This is a genomic window from Corynebacterium zhongnanshanii (genome assembly GCF_014490575.1).
GTDB lineage: Bacteria > Actinomycetota > Actinomycetes > Mycobacteriales > Mycobacteriaceae > Corynebacterium > Corynebacterium zhongnanshanii.
The window spans coordinates 2,188,718-2,206,897 of the sequence record NZ_CP061033.1 but is presented as its reverse complement, the minus strand read 5'-3'; the positions used below and the strand labels follow the sequence as shown (position 1 = coordinate 2,206,897).

Below are 18,180 nucleotides of genomic sequence, written 5' to 3'. Positions count from 1 at the left end.
TGTGCACACCCTGCATCGGATTGCGTGCGGGCCTCGCGGATAGTCACTATCCAGCGTTTGTGAGATCGGCCCGCTGAATTGTCCATCATCGTCGGAAAAAGGAGTGAAGTACCGTGGCTAAGGGCAAGCGTACTTTCCAGCCAAATAACCGTCGCCGTGCTCGCGTACACGGCTTCCGTACCCGTATGCGCACTCGCGCTGGCCGTGCAATCGTTTCTGCACGTCGTCGTAAGGGCCGTAAGTCCCTGACTGCTTAAGGTAGTTGGTACTCCCCCGCTGTCGCCCTCCGCACTGGAGGGCGATGCGGGGGATTTGGCGTATGTGATGCGTGTTCATCCCGCGCCTGTCACTTTGTGCCCGTCACTCTAAGGATTGAACATGCTCCCTCCACAACACCGGCTTCGTTCCACCGCGGCATTCGGCCGGACCGTGAAGAAGGGTCGCAAAAAGGGCTCGGCTACTGTGGTTGCTTACACTCTCGTGGATAAGTCTTCCGTGGCGTCCGTGGGAGGCCCGCGCGTGGGACTGATTGTGTCTAAGGCTGTAGGAAATGCCGTGGCTCGTCACCACACGTCCCGCCTTCTGCGTCACGCCAGCGCCGAAGCTCTCCAATCCTTGGATATTCCTACGGGCGCCCACATCGTTCTTCGCGCCCTCCCCGCCAGTGGGAGCGCAACCTATCAGGAGATTAAAGCTGATGTGTACAGCTGCATCCGGCGCAGCCTATGACCGCTCCGGTGAGCCGCGCGATGCCTACGCTGAGCACACCGCCATCGACGGCGACGGCGCTCCTGCGGCGCGCCGGTTGATCCTTTTTTACCAAGAGCACTTGTCAGGCCTTAAGATGGGTTCGACGTGTCGTTTTGATCCGACGTGCAGCAACTACGCCCTGACGGCGTTCACCCGTCACGGGTTTCTCAGAGGAACTGTGCTGACGGTCAAGCGCTTGGCTCGTTGTGGGCCGTGGCATCCGGGCGGTTGGGACCCCGTTCCTCCTCGCCGCACACAACGGCATTAATTCACTATTGATTACAACTAGGAGGCACCGTCACCCGTGCTGAATTTTGTTTATTACCCAATCTCCGCGGTGCTGTGGTTCTGGCACAAGGTATGGAGCCTTGTTCTTGACCCAGCGTCCGGCGTAGCGTGGGCGCTGTCCATCATCTTCCTGGTGTTCACCATCCGTATCCTCTTGGTGAAGCCTATGGCCAACCAGATGCGCTCGGCCCGCAAGATGGCCGAGTTCCAGCCGAAGATGCAGGCGCTCCAAGCTAAGTACAAGAACGATCGCCAGACTCTGGCTCTGGAGATGCGCAAGCTGCAGAAGGACATGGGCGTGAACCCTCTGGCCTCCTGCCTCCCGATGCTGGTTCAGTTCCCTATCTTCATTGGTCTGTTCCACGTGCTGCGCTCCTTCAACCGCACCGGCACCGGTACCGGCCAGCTGGGCATGACCATCGAGGAGACGCGTAACACCGGTAACTACGTGTTCTCCGTTCAAGATGTGCAGTCCTTCCTGGACGCCCGTCTGTTCGGGACGCCACTGTCTGCGTACATCTCCATGGCCGAGGAAAACTACGGCGCCTTCGCGGCCGATGGGTCCGTGGACTTCACCCGCACCAACATCATCCTTCTGATCGTTCCGATGATGCTGATCTCTGCTGTGCTGATGCACTTCTCCGCGCGCATGTCTCTGGATCGCCAGAAGGCTCGTCAGGCTGCGAACCCCAACAAGACCCCTCAGTCCGCCCAGATGCAGATGCAGATGGACATGATGCAGAAGATGATGCTGTGGGTCATGCCCGTCCTGTATCTGTTGGGTGGCTTCATGTGGCAGGTGGGTCTGGCAACCTACATGCTTGCTAACAACACGTGGACCTTCGTGCAGCAGAAGCTGCTGTTCGATAAGATGGATCGCGAGGAAGTCGAAGAGCGCGAGGCTAAGGCCGCTGCAAAGCGGACCTCCGCTCCTCAGGTTGGCGTCCGACCGAACAACCCGAAGAAGAAAAAGAAGAAGTAGCCTCTCTCCTACTTCCCCCGCCCCGACGCTCACCGTGAGCATCGAGGCGGTTTTCTTTTTCGCGTTAGGAATGAGCGCCAACCGGCACTAGAATGTTTCACGTGAAACATCCAGATGCAGCCGCTCAGATTTTCGGGGATCGGCTCCCGCTTGCGGTCCGATACGCTGAACTGTTGGAGACTGTCGCTACCGAACGCGGCCTGATCGGCCCGCGGGAAGTACCGCGGATCTGGGACCGTCACATCCTCAATTCCGCCGTCCTGTCCGAGGCGATCGACGCCGGCCTCCGTGTCATCGACGTTGGATCGGGAGCCGGTCTTCCGGGTATCCCGCTGGCCATTGCGCGTCCCGACCTGACCTTGCAACTGTTGGAGCCCTTGCTCCGCAGGACGACGTTCCTGAACGAAGTCGTCGCTGAGCTTGGTTTGGATAATGTGGAAGTCATCCGCGGCCGCGCCGAAGACAAGAACGTCATCGCTCAGCTGGGTGGTGCGGACATCGTCACCTCGCGCGCTGTCGCACCTTTAGGCAAGCTTGTTCAGTGGTCTTTGCCTCTGGTGAAGAACGACGGCGACATGAGGGCGCTGAAGGGTTCGAGTGTTGCAGACGAAATTGAACGAGATGCCTCGATCATTAAAAAGGCCGGCGGCGGGCAGCCTAGGGTACTGGAAGTAGGCGCGAAGACTCTCGCGGAGAGCACCCACGTGGTCGTGGTGCCGCGAATCAAGTAATCCACTCGAACGTCTTTTCACGTAGTCTCGCGGTTGTAGGGGCTAGAACATAGAATAGAGTTCTCTTCACACCGCGATGTTTCACGTGAAACATTGGCTGGGATAACGGAACGCTGGGCGTCGGATATTAAAGGACGAAATACGGCGTTGAACACACGCACGACGAGCACGACAAGGACGGAGATGGCTGAGATGGAGTGGGACGATACGCCCATCGCGCGCGCGGCGCGGCAGGCGGCGAAGCTGCAGAATACGTCGCGGCTGAAGCTCGAGCGGCCGGAGCGATGCCGCACAATCACCATCGCCAATCAGAAGGGCGGCGTGGGTAAGACCACGTCTACGGTGAATCTGGCCTGGGCGCTGGGGATGCACGGCCAGAAGGTGCTGGTGATCGACCTGGATCCGCAGGGCAACGCCTCCACTGCCCTGGGCGCAGAGCACCGCATGGGCACACCGTCCAGCTACGAAGTGCTCATCGGTGAGATGACGCCTGCCGACGCGATGCAGCAGAACGAGGTCAACCAGAATGTGTACTGCATTCCGGCGACGATCGATCTCGCGGGAGCTGAGATTGAGCTTGTCGCCATGGAGCGCCGTGAGTACCGGCTGGTGGAGGCCTTGAACGAGGAATTCATCGACGAATACGGGTTCGACTACATCTTCATCGACTGTCCCCCATCGCTGGGGCTGCTGACCATCAACGCGATGACCGCAGTGAATGAAGTGATGCTGCCGATCCAATGTGAGTACTACGCGTTGGAGGGTGTGGGTCAGCTGCTCAACAACATTACGATGATTCGGCAGAATCTGAACCCGGAACTGCACATCTCTGGCGTGCTGTTGACGATGTACGACGGTCGCACGAAGCTGTCTGAGCAGGTGTCCGACGAGGTGCGTAACCATTTCGGTTCTGTGGTGTTGGACAACCACATCCCGCGGTCCGTCAAAGTCTCCGAGGCGCCAGGCTACGGTCAGACCGTGCTGCAATACGATAGCGGATCGCCGGGAGCGCTCGCCTACTTCGACGCCGCCGTGGAGTTCGCTCAGCGCGGCGACTACCTGCCAACAGAATCCACTGCCCCGATCGGCATTGCACCGGAACTACACAAGGAGATGATCTAACACATGGCCACGTCCAAAAAACCAGCCATGCCGAACATGGGCGGCACGTTAGGGTCCGAGGCCAAGCGGGGTGGATTGGGGCGCGGACTGGCGTCTCTGATTCCTACTGGCGATCAGAAGCCTCGGTTGGGTCACGGTGCGGCCGACATTATTTTGGGGCCGTCGGGGGCTTCTGGCGGTGGATCATCTGATTCCGCCCGCGGCACTTCGAAACGTACCAGTGACAAAACAGGTGCTGCGGGCAGCGGGACTCGCGGAGCTGAGAAGGGTGAGAATTCTCGTTCTCGAGTGTCCGATGGAGCGCGTGGTGCCAAGGCGTCTGGAGTTGCCGAGACACCTGGAGGAGCTGGAGCATCCGGTACGTCCGGTATATCCGAGTCTGTGGGGACAACCAACGAGTTCGGCGCCACGTACCAAGAGCTACCGTTGAGTTCGATTCGTCCGAACGCGAAGCAGCCTCGCAGCAACTTCGACGAGGAGGCGCTCGCCGAACTGGTACACTCCATTCGCGAGTTTGGTGTGATGCAGCCGATTGTGGTGCGCTACTCCCCCGATGGCTCCACGGACTTTGAGCTCATCATGGGTGAGCGCCGTTTCCGTGCGTCCAAGGAAGCCGGCCTGGATGTTATCCCCGCTATCGTGCGTGAGACCGACGACTCCGCGATGCTGCGCGACGCCCTGTTGGAGAACATCCACCGTGCACAGCTGAACCCTCTGGAAGAGGCCGCTGCTTACCAGCAGCTGTTGGAAGAGTTCGGCGTGACCCAAGCGCAGCTTGCCGAGCGCATCGGACGCTCCCGTCCCCTCATTACCAACATGATCCGATTGCTGCAGCTGCCGGTGGCGGTTCAGCGTCGGGTTGCTGCAGGCGTTCTTTCTGCTGGTCACGCCCGTGCGCTGCTGGGGGTGAAGGTCGGGGCGGATGCTCAAGAGCGGCTGGCCTTGCGGATCGTGGCCGAGGGTCTCTCTGTACGTGCGACCGAAGAGGCAGTGACGGCGCTGAACCGCTCTGGTGGAGACCAGGCAACGCCGAAGCGGAAGGCCTCCACGAGGGAGCTTCCGGCTGATGTTCGGCAGTGGGCGGATGACTTCGGCGATGCGCTGGACACCAAGGTGAGCGTGCAGATGGGCAAGAAAAAAGGCAAGATTGTTGTAGAGTTCGGAGGCCCCGAGGACTTCGAAAGGATAATTGAGCTTATCAATTATTCGAAGAATAACTAATGAATCCCCAGACTATAGGAGAATAATCTATGGCGAACACCGTCGATCAGGTCATCAACGATCGCAGGGCGGTCCGCAAGTTCTCGTCGGAGTCTATCTCCGATGAAGTTCTTGACCGTATTGTGAACCTTGCGCTGGAGGCGCCGAGCGCCTTCAACTCCCAGCTTCGGGATATCGTAGTCGTTCGCGATCAGGAAGTGAAACAGGCTATCTATGACGCTGGCAAGCAGCAGCAGTTCCTGGATGCTCCCGTGGTGTTCGTCTTCGTCGGACGCTCCGAGAAGCTCCCAGAGGACGCCAACGAGATTCTCGGCGCCGACAGAGCTGAATTTGTTGCCGGTTACTTGAAGGACAAGACCCCACAGTTCCTGCGCGAGGCTGGCCTGAAGGACGCGTCTCTGGCGGCTGCGTTCCTCATGATCGCCGCTCAGAACGAAGGCGTGGCGACCTCCCCCACCACAGGTTGGGATGAGCAGGGAGTCAAGGAGGCCATCGGAATCGGTGGCCGGGACGACCGTTCGATCGCGTTGGTTATCGCTGCTGGTTACCCTGCTGAGGAGCCTGCACACCCGGGCCGCGCGGCAAATCGCCGAGTGAACGACCGGTACTAGGTCGGCGGGTTCGCCCACTCTTCGGCACCTGCTGTATGGGTCCGGGCGTTTGGCTGCGGCTAGTTAGCGGGCGATGCCGTTGAGGCGCTAGCTGAGTGTGGCAGGGACGCTAGCCCTGTCGGCGCCCAATGTTTCACGTGAAACATTCGAAAAAGTTCAATCCTGCACCCATGGGCGTCCCGCAGGACTACTATGGGCGCAGACGCATAGGCAGCAGCCCGCAAGCACAAGAAGAGAACCGCAGCGGCAACCAACGGCGCCACCACGCACGTGATGGTGCCACATGGCTGACGCTTCAGTCCGGAAGGGAGGTGGGATGGAACTCAGCATCCGCGGTATCCGCTATGACACGGCGCGGGACATTGAGTCCACGGCGCTGTCGAGCATGTTTTGGCAGATTCCCCATAGCGACGCCAACACCTGTGACAGCATTGAGGATCCACAATTTGAAAAAGAATTGTGGATCCAACGCGTCCTCATGGAATGGGGCACGTGTGCCTACACAGCCTTCGTCTCCACCGGAGACGAAGGCTCCACTCCCCTGCCGGCCGCGACCGTGGTGTTTGCTCCGTCCAACTACCTCCCAGGCAGCAGAGCCTTGCCCACCGCTCCGGTGTCCCCCGATGCAATCCTCATAACCAACGTGTACGTGGCCCTGCCGTACATGGGGCTGTACCTTGAGCATCGGCTGATCGATACCGTCCTGGAGGAAGCCAAACGCCGCGGCGTAAAGGCCGTGGAGGCATTCGCGCGCGTGGAGGCCCTAGACCATTCCCTGGTCGAAGAGTTGATGAACGCCGAGGGCAATGCAGGCACAGGCGCTGAGGGGGAAGGCACCGACGATCTCGGGGAGAAGGCCGGCACAGATCCCGCCGCAGGCGGCGTCGACACGCATGTGGGTACGCAGCAGGAGACAGCAACGCCGACGTTCTTCGCGGAGGCATACGGGGGTTGGGAGCCGCCGCAGGAGTCCGCGGCGAATGAGAAGACCAGCACGCAGCTGGAGCACGCGCCGATGCTGTCCGAGGACATCCTGGAGGAGCAGGGCTTCACTGTGGTGAAGGCGCATCCGCGGTTCCCCCGATACCGCAAGGAGATCGATGCGGGTGCCGGGCTGTTTGGTCGCGTGGAGGCGGATGACCACGAGCATCTGACCGGTCGCGAGGCCCTCGGCACCGTCATGGGCGGCCGCGCGCACCGCACGCCGCAGCCCACCTTCTTGCGCCTTGGCGATGATCGACTGTTCCGCCGCTAGACTGTAGGCCATGTCCCCCTCCCCCGCCGCCTCCGCTGCTACCCCTGTCAGTGACGCCCTCGATCGTCTTATTATCCACGACGCCGAAGCCTCCGACCCCCCAGCCGGCACCATCATCGTGCTGGACGATCACACGGGCAGCCTGACGGCCTGGGCGATGGAGCGCGTGAAAGCCTGGGGCAGCGGGGCCGTGCTGGTCCGCTGCCGCGATCTGAGGGAGGCTCGGGCCGTGGCCCGGCTCTCAGAGGGACAGAGCGCTGAGGCACAGAGCGATGAGGTGCTGAACAATGAGGCGCAGAGCGCTGACGTGCTCGTGACTGTTGCGGGCCTGGACGGCGCCCCGGGGAGCCTGGAAGAGTTCCTAGCCACCCACGTGAAACAACAGCCAGTCCTGGCGATCGGCCGCCTGCCGAAGGCTTTGAGCGCGCTGGAGGAATGGGCCACCGGCTGTGCACGCCACGGCGTGCCCCGCCTCATTCTGGGAGGTGCCAACAAGCACATGACCAAGTCCATGAACGCGGTGATCGAGCACTCCTTCTCCGAGGTGCATGGCTTGCGAGGTAAAGGTAAGAACCGTTGCCTGGAGGCAACGGTTCCGAAAGAAGGAGTGCATGCCTACGAGCCCGCCACACAGGAGTACTGCGGGGCAAGGCTGCATGGCCACGGCGGAGTGTTCTCAGGGGCGAAGCCAGACCGTGGAGGCCAGGCTCTGGCGGCCGCTGCCGTGCAGTGGCTCGAACGGAGGGACAGTGGGAGTGGCGCCCGCACCAACGATGGCAACACTACCGGCGATGGCGGGCGCAGCCACCTGCACATCGTGGATCTTGGATGTGGAAATGGGACTGTGACGGCGGCGATGCTGGCGTCGGGTCACACGGGGGTGAGGATCGCGGCGACGGATGTGGATCTGGATGCGGTGCTGTCGGCGTCGAGGGCGATGAAGGGCAACAGCGCGGTGACGGTCACGTGGGACGACGCGGCGTCGGCACTGGAGGCCGGGACTCAAGACCTGGTGCTGCTCAATCCGCCGTTTCATGAAGGCACCCGCATCGACCCCACTCTGGTGCAGCCGCTGCTGGATGCGAGCGCGCGGCTGCTCAGGCCCGGCGGGACGCTGCTGTTCGTGCACAATGCGCACCTGCGCTACCGGCCCGTGGTGGAACAGCGTTTCGGTACGGTGACTCAAGTGAGCCGGGACGCTACGTTCACTGTGCTGGAGGCAACGCGCTAGCTGCCCGCTCAGGGGCCGTTAGTGCGCGGGGTAAGCAGTGTGCGCACTGGCGTGGGCCTGCACTAGCCGCTACTTGTGGGTGCCCTCGGCCTTCAGAATGTCTGCGAAGTTGAACGTGCCGGTGGCGTGGACGTCCTTGTCCATGAGGTACAGGCGCTTCACGGAGACCACGATGGCCTCGGCGATCTTATCGCGCATCGCGGGATCCGTAAGGACGCTTAAATCCTCCGGGTTCGTCATATAACCAGGCACCACCTGCACGGCAGGCATGCCCGTCAAACGCAAAATATCCCAGGTGCGGCCATGGTTGAAGCAGTTTTGAAGCGGGGTTCGGGCGCAGATCTCGCGCTGGATGAAACCGCTGAGCCGCTCGCCCACCAGGGAGGAATAACCATTGAGTGAACCGAAGTAGAAAGACGCCACGCCGTGCGCCTTCTCGTTCGGATAGATGTCCGCCTTGAGGGAGATCAACAAATCCGCACCGAACGCGTTGGCGATATTCGCCCTGTCCTGCGAGGACGGATCCGCGGAGCGGGGTCGGGAAATGATGGTCTCCATGCCTGCGGCAATCATGCGGCCCTCGATACGGCCGGCGAGATCCCACAGGATCTCCTCCTCCGTCACCTGACCGAAGGGGCCCTGGGCCGTGTAGCCCGTGTTCGCGCCACCCAACGCAGGGTCAATCACCACGCGCTTACCGGATAGCTGAGGGCCGGAAGAGCGGATCTGTTCCTTCTCACGAATGGACTGTGGGGAGCCGCCGGTGATGCGACGCCCCAAGTAGGACAGCGCTCGGAGAGTGTCCGGGCCCACTACCCCATCGGCCTTCAGGGCATAATCCGTCTGATACGCAACCACCGCATTGTGGGTGCTGGTGCCGAAGTGGCCATCCACCCGGGAGGTGTAGAAACCCAGATCATGAAGCTGGGTTTGAAGCTGGGTGACATCGTCGCCCACCAGCTGGTTGGTGTTCAAGGACAGCACGCGGGCGCCTAAGGTATAGGAAGCTTCCCGCAGGGCGCGCAGCGTTCCATTGGTGATCATGCCGTCGGCAATGATGCCGCGTTGTTGTTGGAAGGCCCGAAGGGCGTGCGCTAGGGCGTCGTCAAAAAATTCATCCTCGGGAGACCACCGTTGGTTGGATCCGGAGACCTCACCGGAAAAACCGTCCAGAAGTCCAAGACGGGCCAAGGTTGCACGAACCTCCGCGACACGCGGGCTACGGTCGCCGACTTGGAGAACAAGTCGATCCACTTAGGCACCACTTTCGTATCAAGGACTACAGGAACAAAGAGGTCACACTGCATTCACAGGGACCGTGCTCTAACCACTTTACCCATAGACGGGACAGATGTTCATAAACGCGCCGAGAGCTGCACAAACGCGTTCACAGAGGCCTGAGGCTACGCCAGCTCCTCCAGCTTTTCCTTCAGCTCTTCCTTGGACTTCACGCCCTTGAACTCGGCGACCTTCTTGCCGTCCTTGAAGACCATCAACGCCGGAATGGACATCACCTGGAACATGGCGGCCAGCATGCGCTGCTCGTCCACGTTCACCTTCGCAACCTTGGCGGTGCCATCCACATCCGTGGCGAGCTCCTCCAACACAGGGTCCATGCGCTTGCACGGTCCACACCACTCGGCCCAGAAGTCCACCAGCACGGGCTGATCGGATTCCACAACCTCTGTGCGGAAGGTTTCCTGGGTGACTTTCACAATATTGGACATGTGAGTTCCTTCACTAGCTTTCTTGCTGAGTACGAGATGCTCGGCGCCTAGCCCAGCGAGGCCAGGTAGTGCTCAGCGTCCAGGGCTGCGCGGCATCCGGAGCCCGCGGCGGTGATGGCCTGCTGGTAGTGGGAGTCCACCAGGTCGCCGGCGGCAAACACGCCGGGAACGTTGGTGCGCGTGGACGGCTCGTCAACCTTCACGTAGCCGTTGTCCTGCAGGTCTACCTGGCCGTCGAAGACGGAGGTGCGTGGATCGTGACCGATGGCCACGAACATCGCATCCATCTCCACCTCACGCTGCTCGCCGGTGACGGTGTCCTCCAGCTTCAGGCGCTGCACGGCACCGTCGCCAAGCACCTCCACTACCTTGGCGTTGGTGATGAAGGAGATCTTCGGGTTGTCCTTCGCGCGCTCCAGCATGATCTTGGAGGCGCGGAACTCCTCGCGACGGTGGATGATGGTGACGCTTTGGCCGAACTTGGTGAGGAAGTCCGCCTCTTCCATGGCGGAGTCCCCGCCACCGATCACGGCGATCTTCTTGTCCTTAAAGAAGAAGCCGTCGCAGGTGGCGCAGGCGGACACACCGCGGCCCAACATCTCTTGTTCACCGGGAACACCGAGGTAGCGAGGCTCCGCACCGGTGGCGAGGATCACTGCGCGTGCCTGGTATTCCTCACCGTAGGCCCACACCTTCTTAATGTCGCCGGACAGGTCCATCTTCTCGATGTCTTCGCTGCGCAGGTCTGCGCCGAAGCGCTCTGCCTGGGCGCGCATCTCTTCCATCAGGTTGGGGCCCATGATGCCGTCGCGGAATCCGGGGAAGTTTTCTACTTCGGTGGTCTGCATGAGCAGTCCGCCGTATTCGATGCCTTCGAAGACGAGTGGCTTCAGTTCCGCGCGGGCTGCGTACACGGCTGCGGTGTAGCCTGCTGGTCCGGAACCGACGATGATGACGTCGTGGATGGTTGGGTTGTCCGACATGTGGAAGGCAGTCCTCTCAGGTGGTTCTTGTGTTGTTCCTGTATTGATTCTTCCCTTAGTCTAACCAGCGGAGGCCACAGAGTATTCCTGAGGGTTCAGCAGCCGCTCGAGCTGCTTTTTTGCTCGACTGCGCCGCGATTTTACCGTCCCGACGGGGATGCCTTCGCGCCGCGCGTACTCGTCCACGCTCATTCCCTTGAGGCTGGTGTTGATGAGCACGTCGCGCAGCTCCGGGCTCATTTGCTTGAGCGCGCGGTGCACGTCCATCCGAATGACTGCGCGTTCCAATGCGTTGTCCGAATCCGCGGCGAGGTGCATCGTCGCCCGAGGCGTAGCCCCGCTTCGATGTTCCACGCGCAGGATGCTGTCTTCGAGAGGCAGGTTGGGCGCGTGGCGCGTCTGTGTGCGCAGGAAGGTGTGGCAGGCGTTGCGCATGATGGCGACCATCCACGTGCCGACCGTGGAGGTGCTCTCTGCCGTCAGGCCCCGGAACTTCCGCGCGAAGCGGTGGATGCGCAGCAGGCCTTCTTGCAGGACATCCATGTGGTGGTCGGCCGGCACACAGCTGCTGTGGATCGCCCACCACAGTTGCCGGTGATACCTGCGCACCAGCGCCGTGAACGCCCATGGATGGCCGTCGAGGTGCCGACGCAGTAGTTCTACGTCGTCGAGTGCGATGCTCAATCTTTCTTCATCCCGACGCCAAGCGTCGTGGTTCATCGGCGCCATCATTGCCCTGTGCAGTGCGATGGTCATGGGTCTTTCCCCTCCCCCAAAGGTTGTCAGTATTGGTATCCACCACCTCGTGTGGCGGCTGCTGGCGATCCCCCGATCGCTGTGCTTTTAACCCTAGTGGAGGCGTACATAAAAGTCCCCCTGTCTTTCTCAGCCTGTGGATAACTGGAGGCTGGAAGGACAGGGGGACGGGCTTCGCGGGCGCTAATTGGCGGGTGCTGTGGGGGTGGGGGTGCTGTGTTTTGCCGCGCCGGGATAGCGTCCGACCAGGGACAATTCGCCAATGCTTGCTTGGCCCTGTGGGTCAGGGAGCTTAGTTATCCACAAGATCACGCGGTTGGCCTTCGGGGACTCTCCCTCGGCCCGGGCGCCGCGTTCGCCCCCGGAAGGCTGGGAATCCGTGGTGTGAGTGGATCCATTTGTAGAAGTACCTGGGGTGCGCGCTGCGTCGGAGGCAGCCGCGCTGTCTCGACCGTCTCGACCGTCCGCGCCGACCGCATCGTCGGCCCGGGATGCCGGCAGGCTGATCGTGTGCTCCTCGGCGGTGACGTCCTGGGTGGCCAACAGCGTGGTCTGATCGAGGGAGGTGACGTCCCCGTCGGCCACACGGATCTCCACGCGCATGCCTGGCGTGAGGCCAGCCAGCGTGGCTTCCGTGAGGGAGGTGTCCTTCGGAAGATCCACCATCAGGCCAATGCCGTTCTTCGCGCCGTTGGGCCCCAGCGGCTGGAGGTAGGAATCGGACTGCCAGCGGGTGGCGCTGTCGCCGTCGATGATGAGGGGCGCGCGCTCCGGATTATCGGCAGTACCGCGGGCGGTATCAGGGCGCCATTCGCGGGCGTTGCTTAAGGTCACGCTGGCGGGTTCCGTGGAACCTGCCACGCTCTGGGCACCCTGGCGGATCGAATCCGGGGTGATTGGCGAATCCTCGCGGTTGCCACCCACGAAGCCCAGCAAGGCCACCACCACAGACGCCGCGACCACAACAATCACGAACGCGGAAATCGCGGCACTGGCAAAGCGTCCCGGCGCGTTCGCCGCCGCGCCGAAGCCGGCACGGTGGTTCGGCGATGGGGTGTGGTCCGCGCTGACGGAAATCTCTGGGGCGTCCGTATCGCCGGCGATCTCCCGCAGGTGCGTGGCAGCGACCTGGAAGTCCACCTCCTCCTGGGAGGCGTTCAGCTCCTCCAGTTCCTGGTAAATATCGTGCAGCTCCTGAGGGATGTCCTCCGCGGCCACCTGGTCCATGAGCACGCGCAGCGCCGTGGCGATGCCCTTGGAATCCTGCTTCAGCGTGGTGTTCGGCAGCACGCCGGGGAAGGCAACGTATGCGGCTCCGTCCAGGGACAGGCGCAGGCGATCGCGGTGGTCGATGCCCAGGGCAATGCCTAGTTCGTCGGCCTGATGGCAGGCATCCGCCAGCGTTGCGACGGCGCGGGACGCGGCCTGCGGCTCCGGCGCGGTCTTCGCCACCGTCGCCAGCGGCGAGCCTTCCGTCCACTTCGCCACAATCACCACAACGTTTCCGTTGTCGATCACGCGCGTGACCGTGGCCATGCCCTTGGACTTCAACTCCTTGAGCTTCGCGGAGCGGCGCAGAATGTCGTCCTTGGCCTTGGCCGTATCCGCCCACACCGTGGGGTCCATAATGGTCAGCGCCACGGTCTTGCCGGTGGCCATCTCCGTGGCCTGCCAGAAGCGCGCGGCTGGCGTGCCGCCGTGGTCGGCTAGCAGGCGGTAGCGGCCGTTCAGCAGCGGCGCGCCGGGCACCAGGCGCGGCCCACGGATCGCGGTGGTGTTCATTGGTGGCAGCATTGCGCCGGCACCCATGGACTGGCCGCCCATCATGCGGTCCAGAGCGGCGGTCTCGCGGGCAGCGAACTCCTCTGGGGACAGCTCGCGCTCCTCATCCTCCTGCTCAGGTGTACTGCGCAGGTGTGCAGGCCGGAAGCGCGCGGGCAGGAACCGGGACAGCGTGCGGCCCAGAAGTTGAACCTCGGGAAGCTTGGAGCGGGACAGCACCAGCCCGGTCATGATGAGGAACACCACACCGCTGAGCAGCAGGCGCAGCACCACCGGCAGGATATCCATCACCAGGCGGTCCAGCTGGTAGGCCACGAACGCGCCCACCACGGCGGCACCCGCGGCCCAGAGGCTGGTCAGCAACACCGAACGGGACTGCAGGTGGCCCAGGGAACGGCGCAGCAGCCGGTCGCCGATGATCACACCGGCCACGAAGCCGAAGCCGTTCGCGGCACCCAGCAGAACCACCACAAGCCGAGGCTCGGACGCAATGAGCGGCGCCGCGTACGCCAGCACCAGCTTGGTGATGGTGATGCCCGCGATGATGAACGTGGGTGTCCACACTTCCTCGCGGGCGTAGAACACGCGCAGGTGCAGCAGCACCAGCGCGTACGGGATCAAGGTGAAGGCGGAGAAGCTGATGGTCCAGCCCAGAATATCGGCGGTGTTTGCGTCGTAATCGCCATAGGCAAACAGCGCTCGCGCGATGACCGTGCCGAAGGCCGTGAAGTAGATGATCACCGGCACCAAGGCCAGCATCGTCAGCTTGGAGGCGCTGGCCAGGTCCTTCACCACGGCCTTGTCGTCGCCGTCGGCGGCGTTGCGGGACAGGCGCGGCATCACCGCGGTCAGCAGCGTCACACCAATCACGCCGTACGGCACCTGCAGCAGCTGCCAGGCCTGCATGTAAATCGTGGGCGCTTCCGCAGACGCCGCAGAGGCAATGCGGTTATTCAACAGGAAGCCCACCTGGGAAATCGCCACGTACACCACGATGGCGATCGCCATGCCGCCGAAGGACTTCAGCCGGGCGTCGATACCCCACAGCGGGCGCACATCGATCCCCGCCTTCTTCAGGTACGGCACCATAATCAGCGCCTGCACCACCACACCCACCGTGGTGCCCAGGCCCAGCAGCAGGACATGCGGATCCAGGATCGTTACACTATCCTGCGGCTGCAGCTTCGTCTCTTGCGGCAGCAGCAGATAGAAACTCAGCACCGCCAGCGTGACCACATTGTTGACCACGGGCGCCCACGCGCCGGGTTTGAAAATGCCCTTGGTGTTCAGCACCGCCATGAACACCGCGAACATGGCGTAGAACACGATCTGCGGCAACAGCAGGTAGGCAAAGGCGGTGGACATGCCGATGTTCACATGGCCGGTCTCGTCCAAACTGAGCCTGACCAGCAGCGGAGCCGCCAGCACAGAGATGAGGGTGATGCTGATCGTGAGCGTGAAGGTGATGGTCAGCAGGCGCCGGATGAACGCCGCTCCCCTATCCGGGTCCTCCTTCTCCGCGCGCACTAACACTGGTACCACCAGTGATGTTAGTACCGCCCCTAGTACCAGTTCCGTGATGAGGTTCGGCAGCGTATTCGCCGTATTAAACGCGGACGCCACCGCCGGCCCCAGCGCCGAACCGATCAGCACGGTCCGCAGGAAGCCGGTGATGCGGGAGATCAAGGTGGCGATAGCCATCGAACCACCCGCGCGCACCACGTCCTCATCGCTGGCCTTTTGCGCGTTCGCTACGTCGCCCGCGCTGTGGTCACGCGAGCTGGCGTCGGGATTTTTTTCGGCGATAAATCCCCCCGACGCCGGGCGCGACCCATCACGGCCCACCCCGGACTCGGCGGCGGTGGAACCCGATGGCCCCGCGGACGGCTCCGCAGACGCCTCCGAGCGCGACACCACCGGAGGGCGCGTGTCTCGGAAGCGGCCGCGGAGGCCCGCTGGCGCTGATTCAGTATGGGGGTCATCCTGCTCTGGCTCGAAAGTCACACCACCATACTAGAGTCTCACAGGTCAGTTTCTTTGCAGCCCGCTCTTAACTTTTCGCATGGAGCGCATTCTGGGCCGGCTGGCGGTACGCCGCGACCACAGCACTTTCGCGCCCACGCCCAGGGCCACCAACAGGCCCATCACGATGAGGACGCCCTGCACACCCAAGCCGCGGGTCTTCTGCACCGTGAGGCTCACCGGCTCGGAGATGGGCTGGCCATTGGGGTCCGCCAACCACAGGGAGAGGTTGGTGCGGCGCACGGAATCCGAGTCTTCGGTGGTGGGCAGCGACAGCGTGATCGAGCCTTCCGCCGGGATAACCTGCTGCGTTGGCACCTGCAGGTTCAGGCCCTCGTCCGTGTGATAGCCCACGTTTACCGGCACGGGAAGCGGAAGGCCGTTGCGGGCCACGATGAGAATCGGCGAACCATTCGACGAGCGGGTAATCACATTGCCGGGAGGCACCAGCGCAATCGTGGAGCGCAACGCCTGGGCGGTGTCCGTGACCGTGGTGATGCGCTCGTGCGCGATCTTGCGCTCGTGGGCCCAGGAATCCTGGTTATTCGCGCGGGCCGAGGAGGCCGCGCGCAGCAGGTCCAGAAGGAGAGGACGCGTGTAGACCTCGCGGGTCAGCGCGATGCGTTCGTCGTTGACCATGACATTGCGCAGGTTCATGACCTCGTCCTTGGCGTGGGCCAGAGACTCCAGGAACTCGGGAGCCGTGGTGACCGGGTCCTCGAAGGGGCTGGAGGTGGTGCCCTTGGCGAGCTCGGGGCGTGCGGGGTGCTCGGGAGCGGGTGCGGGGCCGGCAGGCGCGCCGCTGGCACCGGCGCTCACAGCGACGGCGTCCGTCAGCGGCGCCGGAGTGATCCGGTGCTCAGCAAACATGCTGGTTAGCGCATCCAGGAACGCGCCGGCGTCCTCCTGGGACACCGACCAATCATGCGGCGGAACCGCCAACACAGGATTGCCGGAGGCCACTTCCCGGTCCAGCACCGCCAGCGCATCACCCATGCGCGCGGCGGGGGAATCCTTGGTGGGGTCGTAGCGCAAGTCCGGGTTGGAGAAGCCCGCGACCTCCGGGCGGGAGCCGGTGGAGCGCAGCACCGCCGCGAGATCATCGGAGAAGGGCAACGCGGTGAAGCCCGCGCCGGCAGCGCCAGCGCCACCGGCCCCCGCCGGCGCCTCCACGGTCGTGAGCCGTCGCGCCCACTCGGGATCAGCGTCAGCCGCCTGACCGGCGTCAGTGGCATCATCGCTGGCGGCGTCGTTGGGATTGACATCAGCGTCATCCGGCTCCGGCAGCTGCGCCTCCTGCGTCACGGTGATGGAGTTGGACGCCACCACGGCAGTCTGCCCCGCCACGGCCGCCATCCCCTCTTCCGTCACGTAACCATTCGTGGGAATGTTCACGGCCTCCACAGGCTCCACACCCAGCACGCGACGCACCACGTCCACCCCCAGCTCACGCGCACGCAGCGCCAGATCCGGCGCGCCCTCCGCCAGCAGATTTGAATCCGTGCCGGCGTACGGCAGCACCACCACGCAGGCGTCCTTCACCAGCGCGCGCAGGTCTTCCAGCCACGCCTGCGCATCCTCCACGCCGGTGCCCTCCACCTGGTTCGGGGCGTCCGTGCCGAAAATCTCGCCCCAGGAATCACGCAGCCGCCGCGGCTGCGACTTCATCAACGTATCCTGCTCCCCCACTCGATACCCGTGGGTCATCCGCTCCACCGTGTCCACCAGATCCGGGTCCACCGCAATGCAACTCGACGCCCGAAGCGCACGCCCCTGCGGCCCCTCCCCCGCCGACCGGTACGCGTCCAGAAGGCCCCGCAGGCGACCCCCGTCGGCCAACTCCTTCGCGAGGTTCTCCGAGCGCAAGACCAACGGCGCGCGTTCTGGGGCGTCGCCCATTCCGCCGGGAGCAACGTCCGTATCGGCGGACAGCGGCCACACGAGAGTCATCGGCGTGGGCGCCTGATCCTCCTTGGGAGCCGCTGCGACCGTGACCGTGGTTCGCGCCACGGACACAATGTCCTGCGTGCCCTGAAGAGTGTCCCCCATCAGCGCAAACATGATCGGATGCGGGCCTTCGTCTTTCAGCTGCGGGAGGGTGAAGGTTACGTCAGGGGCGCGGTCGGCTCCGGCTGTGTCGGAGCCGGCGCTGCTCGTGCCACTAGTACTGCCGGCAGTGTCAGCGCCTGGACTACCAGCCGCCTCCCGGGACACGCGCACCCGAATGGTCTTCTGCTCCCCCGGCCCCAAAAAATCCACACCATCCACATCCGACGGCGCCGAGACTTCCGGATACTCCCCCGAATTCGACAACAACGCACGCCGCACCCCCGCCGCCGTCTGCACCGCCGGCAATGACTGCAGTCGCAGAGACACATTCCCCACCGGCGTATCGCGATGATTCTGCACCCGCAGAATAAACTCCACGCTCCGGTCCCCCGCCATCACCATCCGCGGCTGCACGTCCTCAATCGCCACGGACACCTGCTGCTGCGGATCCGTCGACCGTCCATTCGGGTTCGCCCACACGCCCGCGTTCTCCTGCACATGCGGGTCGTACATGGCCTGAGCAGGCACAACCGTTGCCGTCGGAGCCGCCACGATCAACGACGCCGCCAGCGCCGCCGCACTCAACGCCCGCAGGGGGGTGCGGGCTGTGGGGGCGAGAGGTGGGCGTCGGTGGGGAGACGGCGACGGAGAAGGAAACAGCACCATGGCA

Annotated in this window: 16 protein-coding genes; 10 read left to right on the top strand and 6 right to left on the bottom strand. The window is 63.2% G+C overall.

Annotation, left to right across the window (positions count from 1 at the left end):
* Nucleotides 1–113: 113 nt before the first annotated feature.
* The 10 genes from rpmH (at nt 114) to IAU67_RS09835 (ending at nt 8,191) form a co-directional block, all read left to right on the top strand.
* Entirely contained in the window at nt 114–257 is a 144-nt protein-coding gene (gene rpmH / locus IAU67_RS09880) for a 50S ribosomal protein L34 (RefSeq protein WP_013889512.1), read from the top strand.
* Between the two features lie 121 nt (nt 258–378).
* Nucleotides 379–729, top strand: a complete 351-nt coding sequence (gene rnpA, locus IAU67_RS09875) for a ribonuclease P protein component (protein WP_151842820.1) — start codon at nt 379–381, stop codon at nt 727–729.
* 43 nt (nt 730–772) lie between these two features.
* On the top strand, nt 773–1,018 hold the full coding sequence (yidD, locus tag IAU67_RS10035) for a membrane protein insertion efficiency factor YidD (protein WP_255441209.1): 246 nt from the start codon (nt 773–775) through the stop codon (nt 1,016–1,018).
* A gap of 36 nt (nt 1,019–1,054) precedes the next feature.
* Nucleotides 1,055–2,020, top strand: a complete 966-nt coding sequence (gene yidC, locus IAU67_RS09865) for a membrane protein insertase YidC (protein ID WP_187767917.1) — start codon at nt 1,055–1,057, stop codon at nt 2,018–2,020.
* A 92-nt stretch (nt 2,021–2,112) separates the two neighbouring features.
* Nucleotides 2,113–2,751, top strand: a complete 639-nt coding sequence (rsmG, locus tag IAU67_RS09860; RefSeq protein WP_151842822.1) for a 16S rRNA (guanine(527)-N(7))-methyltransferase RsmG — start codon at nt 2,113–2,115, stop codon at nt 2,749–2,751.
* A 183-nt stretch (nt 2,752–2,934) separates the two neighbouring features.
* The gene (locus IAU67_RS09855; protein ID WP_151842823.1) at nt 2,935–3,873 is read left to right on the top strand and encodes a ParA family protein; all 939 of its coding nucleotides are present in this window, start codon (nt 2,935–2,937) and stop codon (nt 3,871–3,873) included.
* A 3-nt stretch (nt 3,874–3,876) separates the two neighbouring features.
* Nucleotides 3,877–5,094: a ParB/RepB/Spo0J family partition protein gene (locus IAU67_RS09850; protein ID WP_225723570.1), complete on the top strand. Its 1,218-nt coding sequence runs from the start codon at nt 3,877–3,879 to the stop codon at nt 5,092–5,094.
* Between the two features lie 29 nt (nt 5,095–5,123).
* Entirely contained in the window at nt 5,124–5,705 is a 582-nt protein-coding gene (locus tag IAU67_RS09845; RefSeq protein WP_151842824.1) for a nitroreductase family protein, read from the top strand.
* A 283-nt stretch (nt 5,706–5,988) separates the two neighbouring features.
* Nucleotides 5,989–6,960: a hypothetical protein gene (locus tag IAU67_RS09840; RefSeq protein WP_151842825.1), complete on the top strand. Its 972-nt coding sequence runs from the start codon at nt 5,989–5,991 to the stop codon at nt 6,958–6,960.
* 10 nt (nt 6,961–6,970) lie between these two features.
* Complete coding sequence (locus IAU67_RS09835) at nt 6,971–8,191, top strand: class I SAM-dependent methyltransferase (RefSeq protein ID WP_151842826.1); 1,221 nt, start codon at nt 6,971–6,973, stop codon at nt 8,189–8,191.
* A 69-nt stretch (nt 8,192–8,260) separates the two neighbouring features.
* Here IAU67_RS09835 and IAU67_RS09830 read toward each other — a convergent pair whose 3' ends face one another.
* The 6 genes from IAU67_RS09830 to IAU67_RS09805 all read right to left on the bottom strand — a co-directional run bounded on the left by IAU67_RS09830 (nt 8,261) and on the right by IAU67_RS09805 (nt 18,176).
* A complete protein-coding gene (locus tag IAU67_RS09830; RefSeq protein WP_151842827.1) occupies nt 8,261–9,445 on the bottom strand; it encodes an N-acetylmuramoyl-L-alanine amidase in 1,185 nt (394 codons plus the stop codon).
* Between the two features lie 149 nt (nt 9,446–9,594).
* Complete coding sequence (gene trxA, locus IAU67_RS09825; RefSeq protein ID WP_151842828.1) at nt 9,595–9,918, bottom strand: thioredoxin; 324 nt, start codon at nt 9,916–9,918, stop codon at nt 9,595–9,597.
* A gap of 47 nt (nt 9,919–9,965) precedes the next feature.
* A complete protein-coding gene (gene trxB, locus IAU67_RS09820) occupies nt 9,966–10,901 on the bottom strand; it encodes a thioredoxin-disulfide reductase (protein ID WP_151842829.1) in 936 nt (311 codons plus the stop codon).
* Nucleotides 10,902–10,961: 60 nt separating this feature from the next.
* Entirely contained in the window at nt 10,962–11,657 is a 696-nt protein-coding gene (locus IAU67_RS09815) for an RNA polymerase sigma factor (protein WP_151842830.1), read from the bottom strand.
* A 183-nt stretch (nt 11,658–11,840) separates the two neighbouring features.
* Nucleotides 11,841–15,443 carry a murein biosynthesis integral membrane protein MurJ gene (locus tag IAU67_RS09810; RefSeq protein WP_187767916.1) on the bottom strand — a complete coding sequence of 1,201 codons (3,603 nt, stop codon included), beginning with the start codon at nt 15,441–15,443 and terminating at the stop codon, nt 11,841–11,843.
* 24 nt (nt 15,444–15,467) lie between these two features.
* Nucleotides 15,468–18,176, bottom strand: a complete 2,709-nt coding sequence (locus tag IAU67_RS09805) for a hypothetical protein (RefSeq protein WP_151842831.1) — start codon at nt 18,174–18,176, stop codon at nt 15,468–15,470.
* Between the last annotated feature and the right edge of the window lie 4 nt (nt 18,177–18,180).

Excerpts from the sequence above, each read along its gene's own strand:
- rnpA (WP_151842820.1), top strand. The coding sequence starts at position 379 with ATGCTCCCTCCACAACACCGGCTTCGTTCCACCGCGGCATTCGGCCGG.
- rsmG (WP_151842822.1), top strand. The coding sequence starts at position 2,113 with ATGTTTCACGTGAAACATCCAGATGCAGCCGCTCAGATTTTCGGGGAT.
- IAU67_RS09855 (WP_151842823.1), top strand. The coding sequence starts at position 2,935 with ATGGCTGAGATGGAGTGGGACGATACGCCCATCGCGCGCGCGGCGCGG.
- IAU67_RS09850 (WP_225723570.1), top strand. The coding sequence starts at position 3,877 with ATGGCCACGTCCAAAAAACCAGCCATGCCGAACATGGGCGGCACGTTA.
- IAU67_RS09845 (WP_151842824.1), top strand. The coding sequence starts at position 5,124 with ATGGCGAACACCGTCGATCAGGTCATCAACGATCGCAGGGCGGTCCGC.
- IAU67_RS09840 (WP_151842825.1), top strand. The coding sequence starts at position 5,989 with ATGGCTGACGCTTCAGTCCGGAAGGGAGGTGGGATGGAACTCAGCATC.
- IAU67_RS09835 (WP_151842826.1), top strand. The coding sequence starts at position 6,971 with ATGTCCCCCTCCCCCGCCGCCTCCGCTGCTACCCCTGTCAGTGACGCC.
- trxA (WP_151842828.1), bottom strand. The coding sequence starts at position 9,918 with ATGTCCAATATTGTGAAAGTCACCCAGGAAACCTTCCGCACAGAGGTT.
- trxB (WP_151842829.1), bottom strand. The coding sequence starts at position 10,901 with ATGTCGGACAACCCAACCATCCACGACGTCATCATCGTCGGTTCCGGA.
- IAU67_RS09815 (WP_151842830.1), bottom strand. The coding sequence starts at position 11,657 with ATGACCATCGCACTGCACAGGGCAATGATGGCGCCGATGAACCACGAC.
- IAU67_RS09805 (WP_151842831.1), bottom strand. The coding sequence starts at position 18,176 with ATGGTGCTGTTTCCTTCTCCGTCGCCGTCTCCCCACCGACGCCCACCT.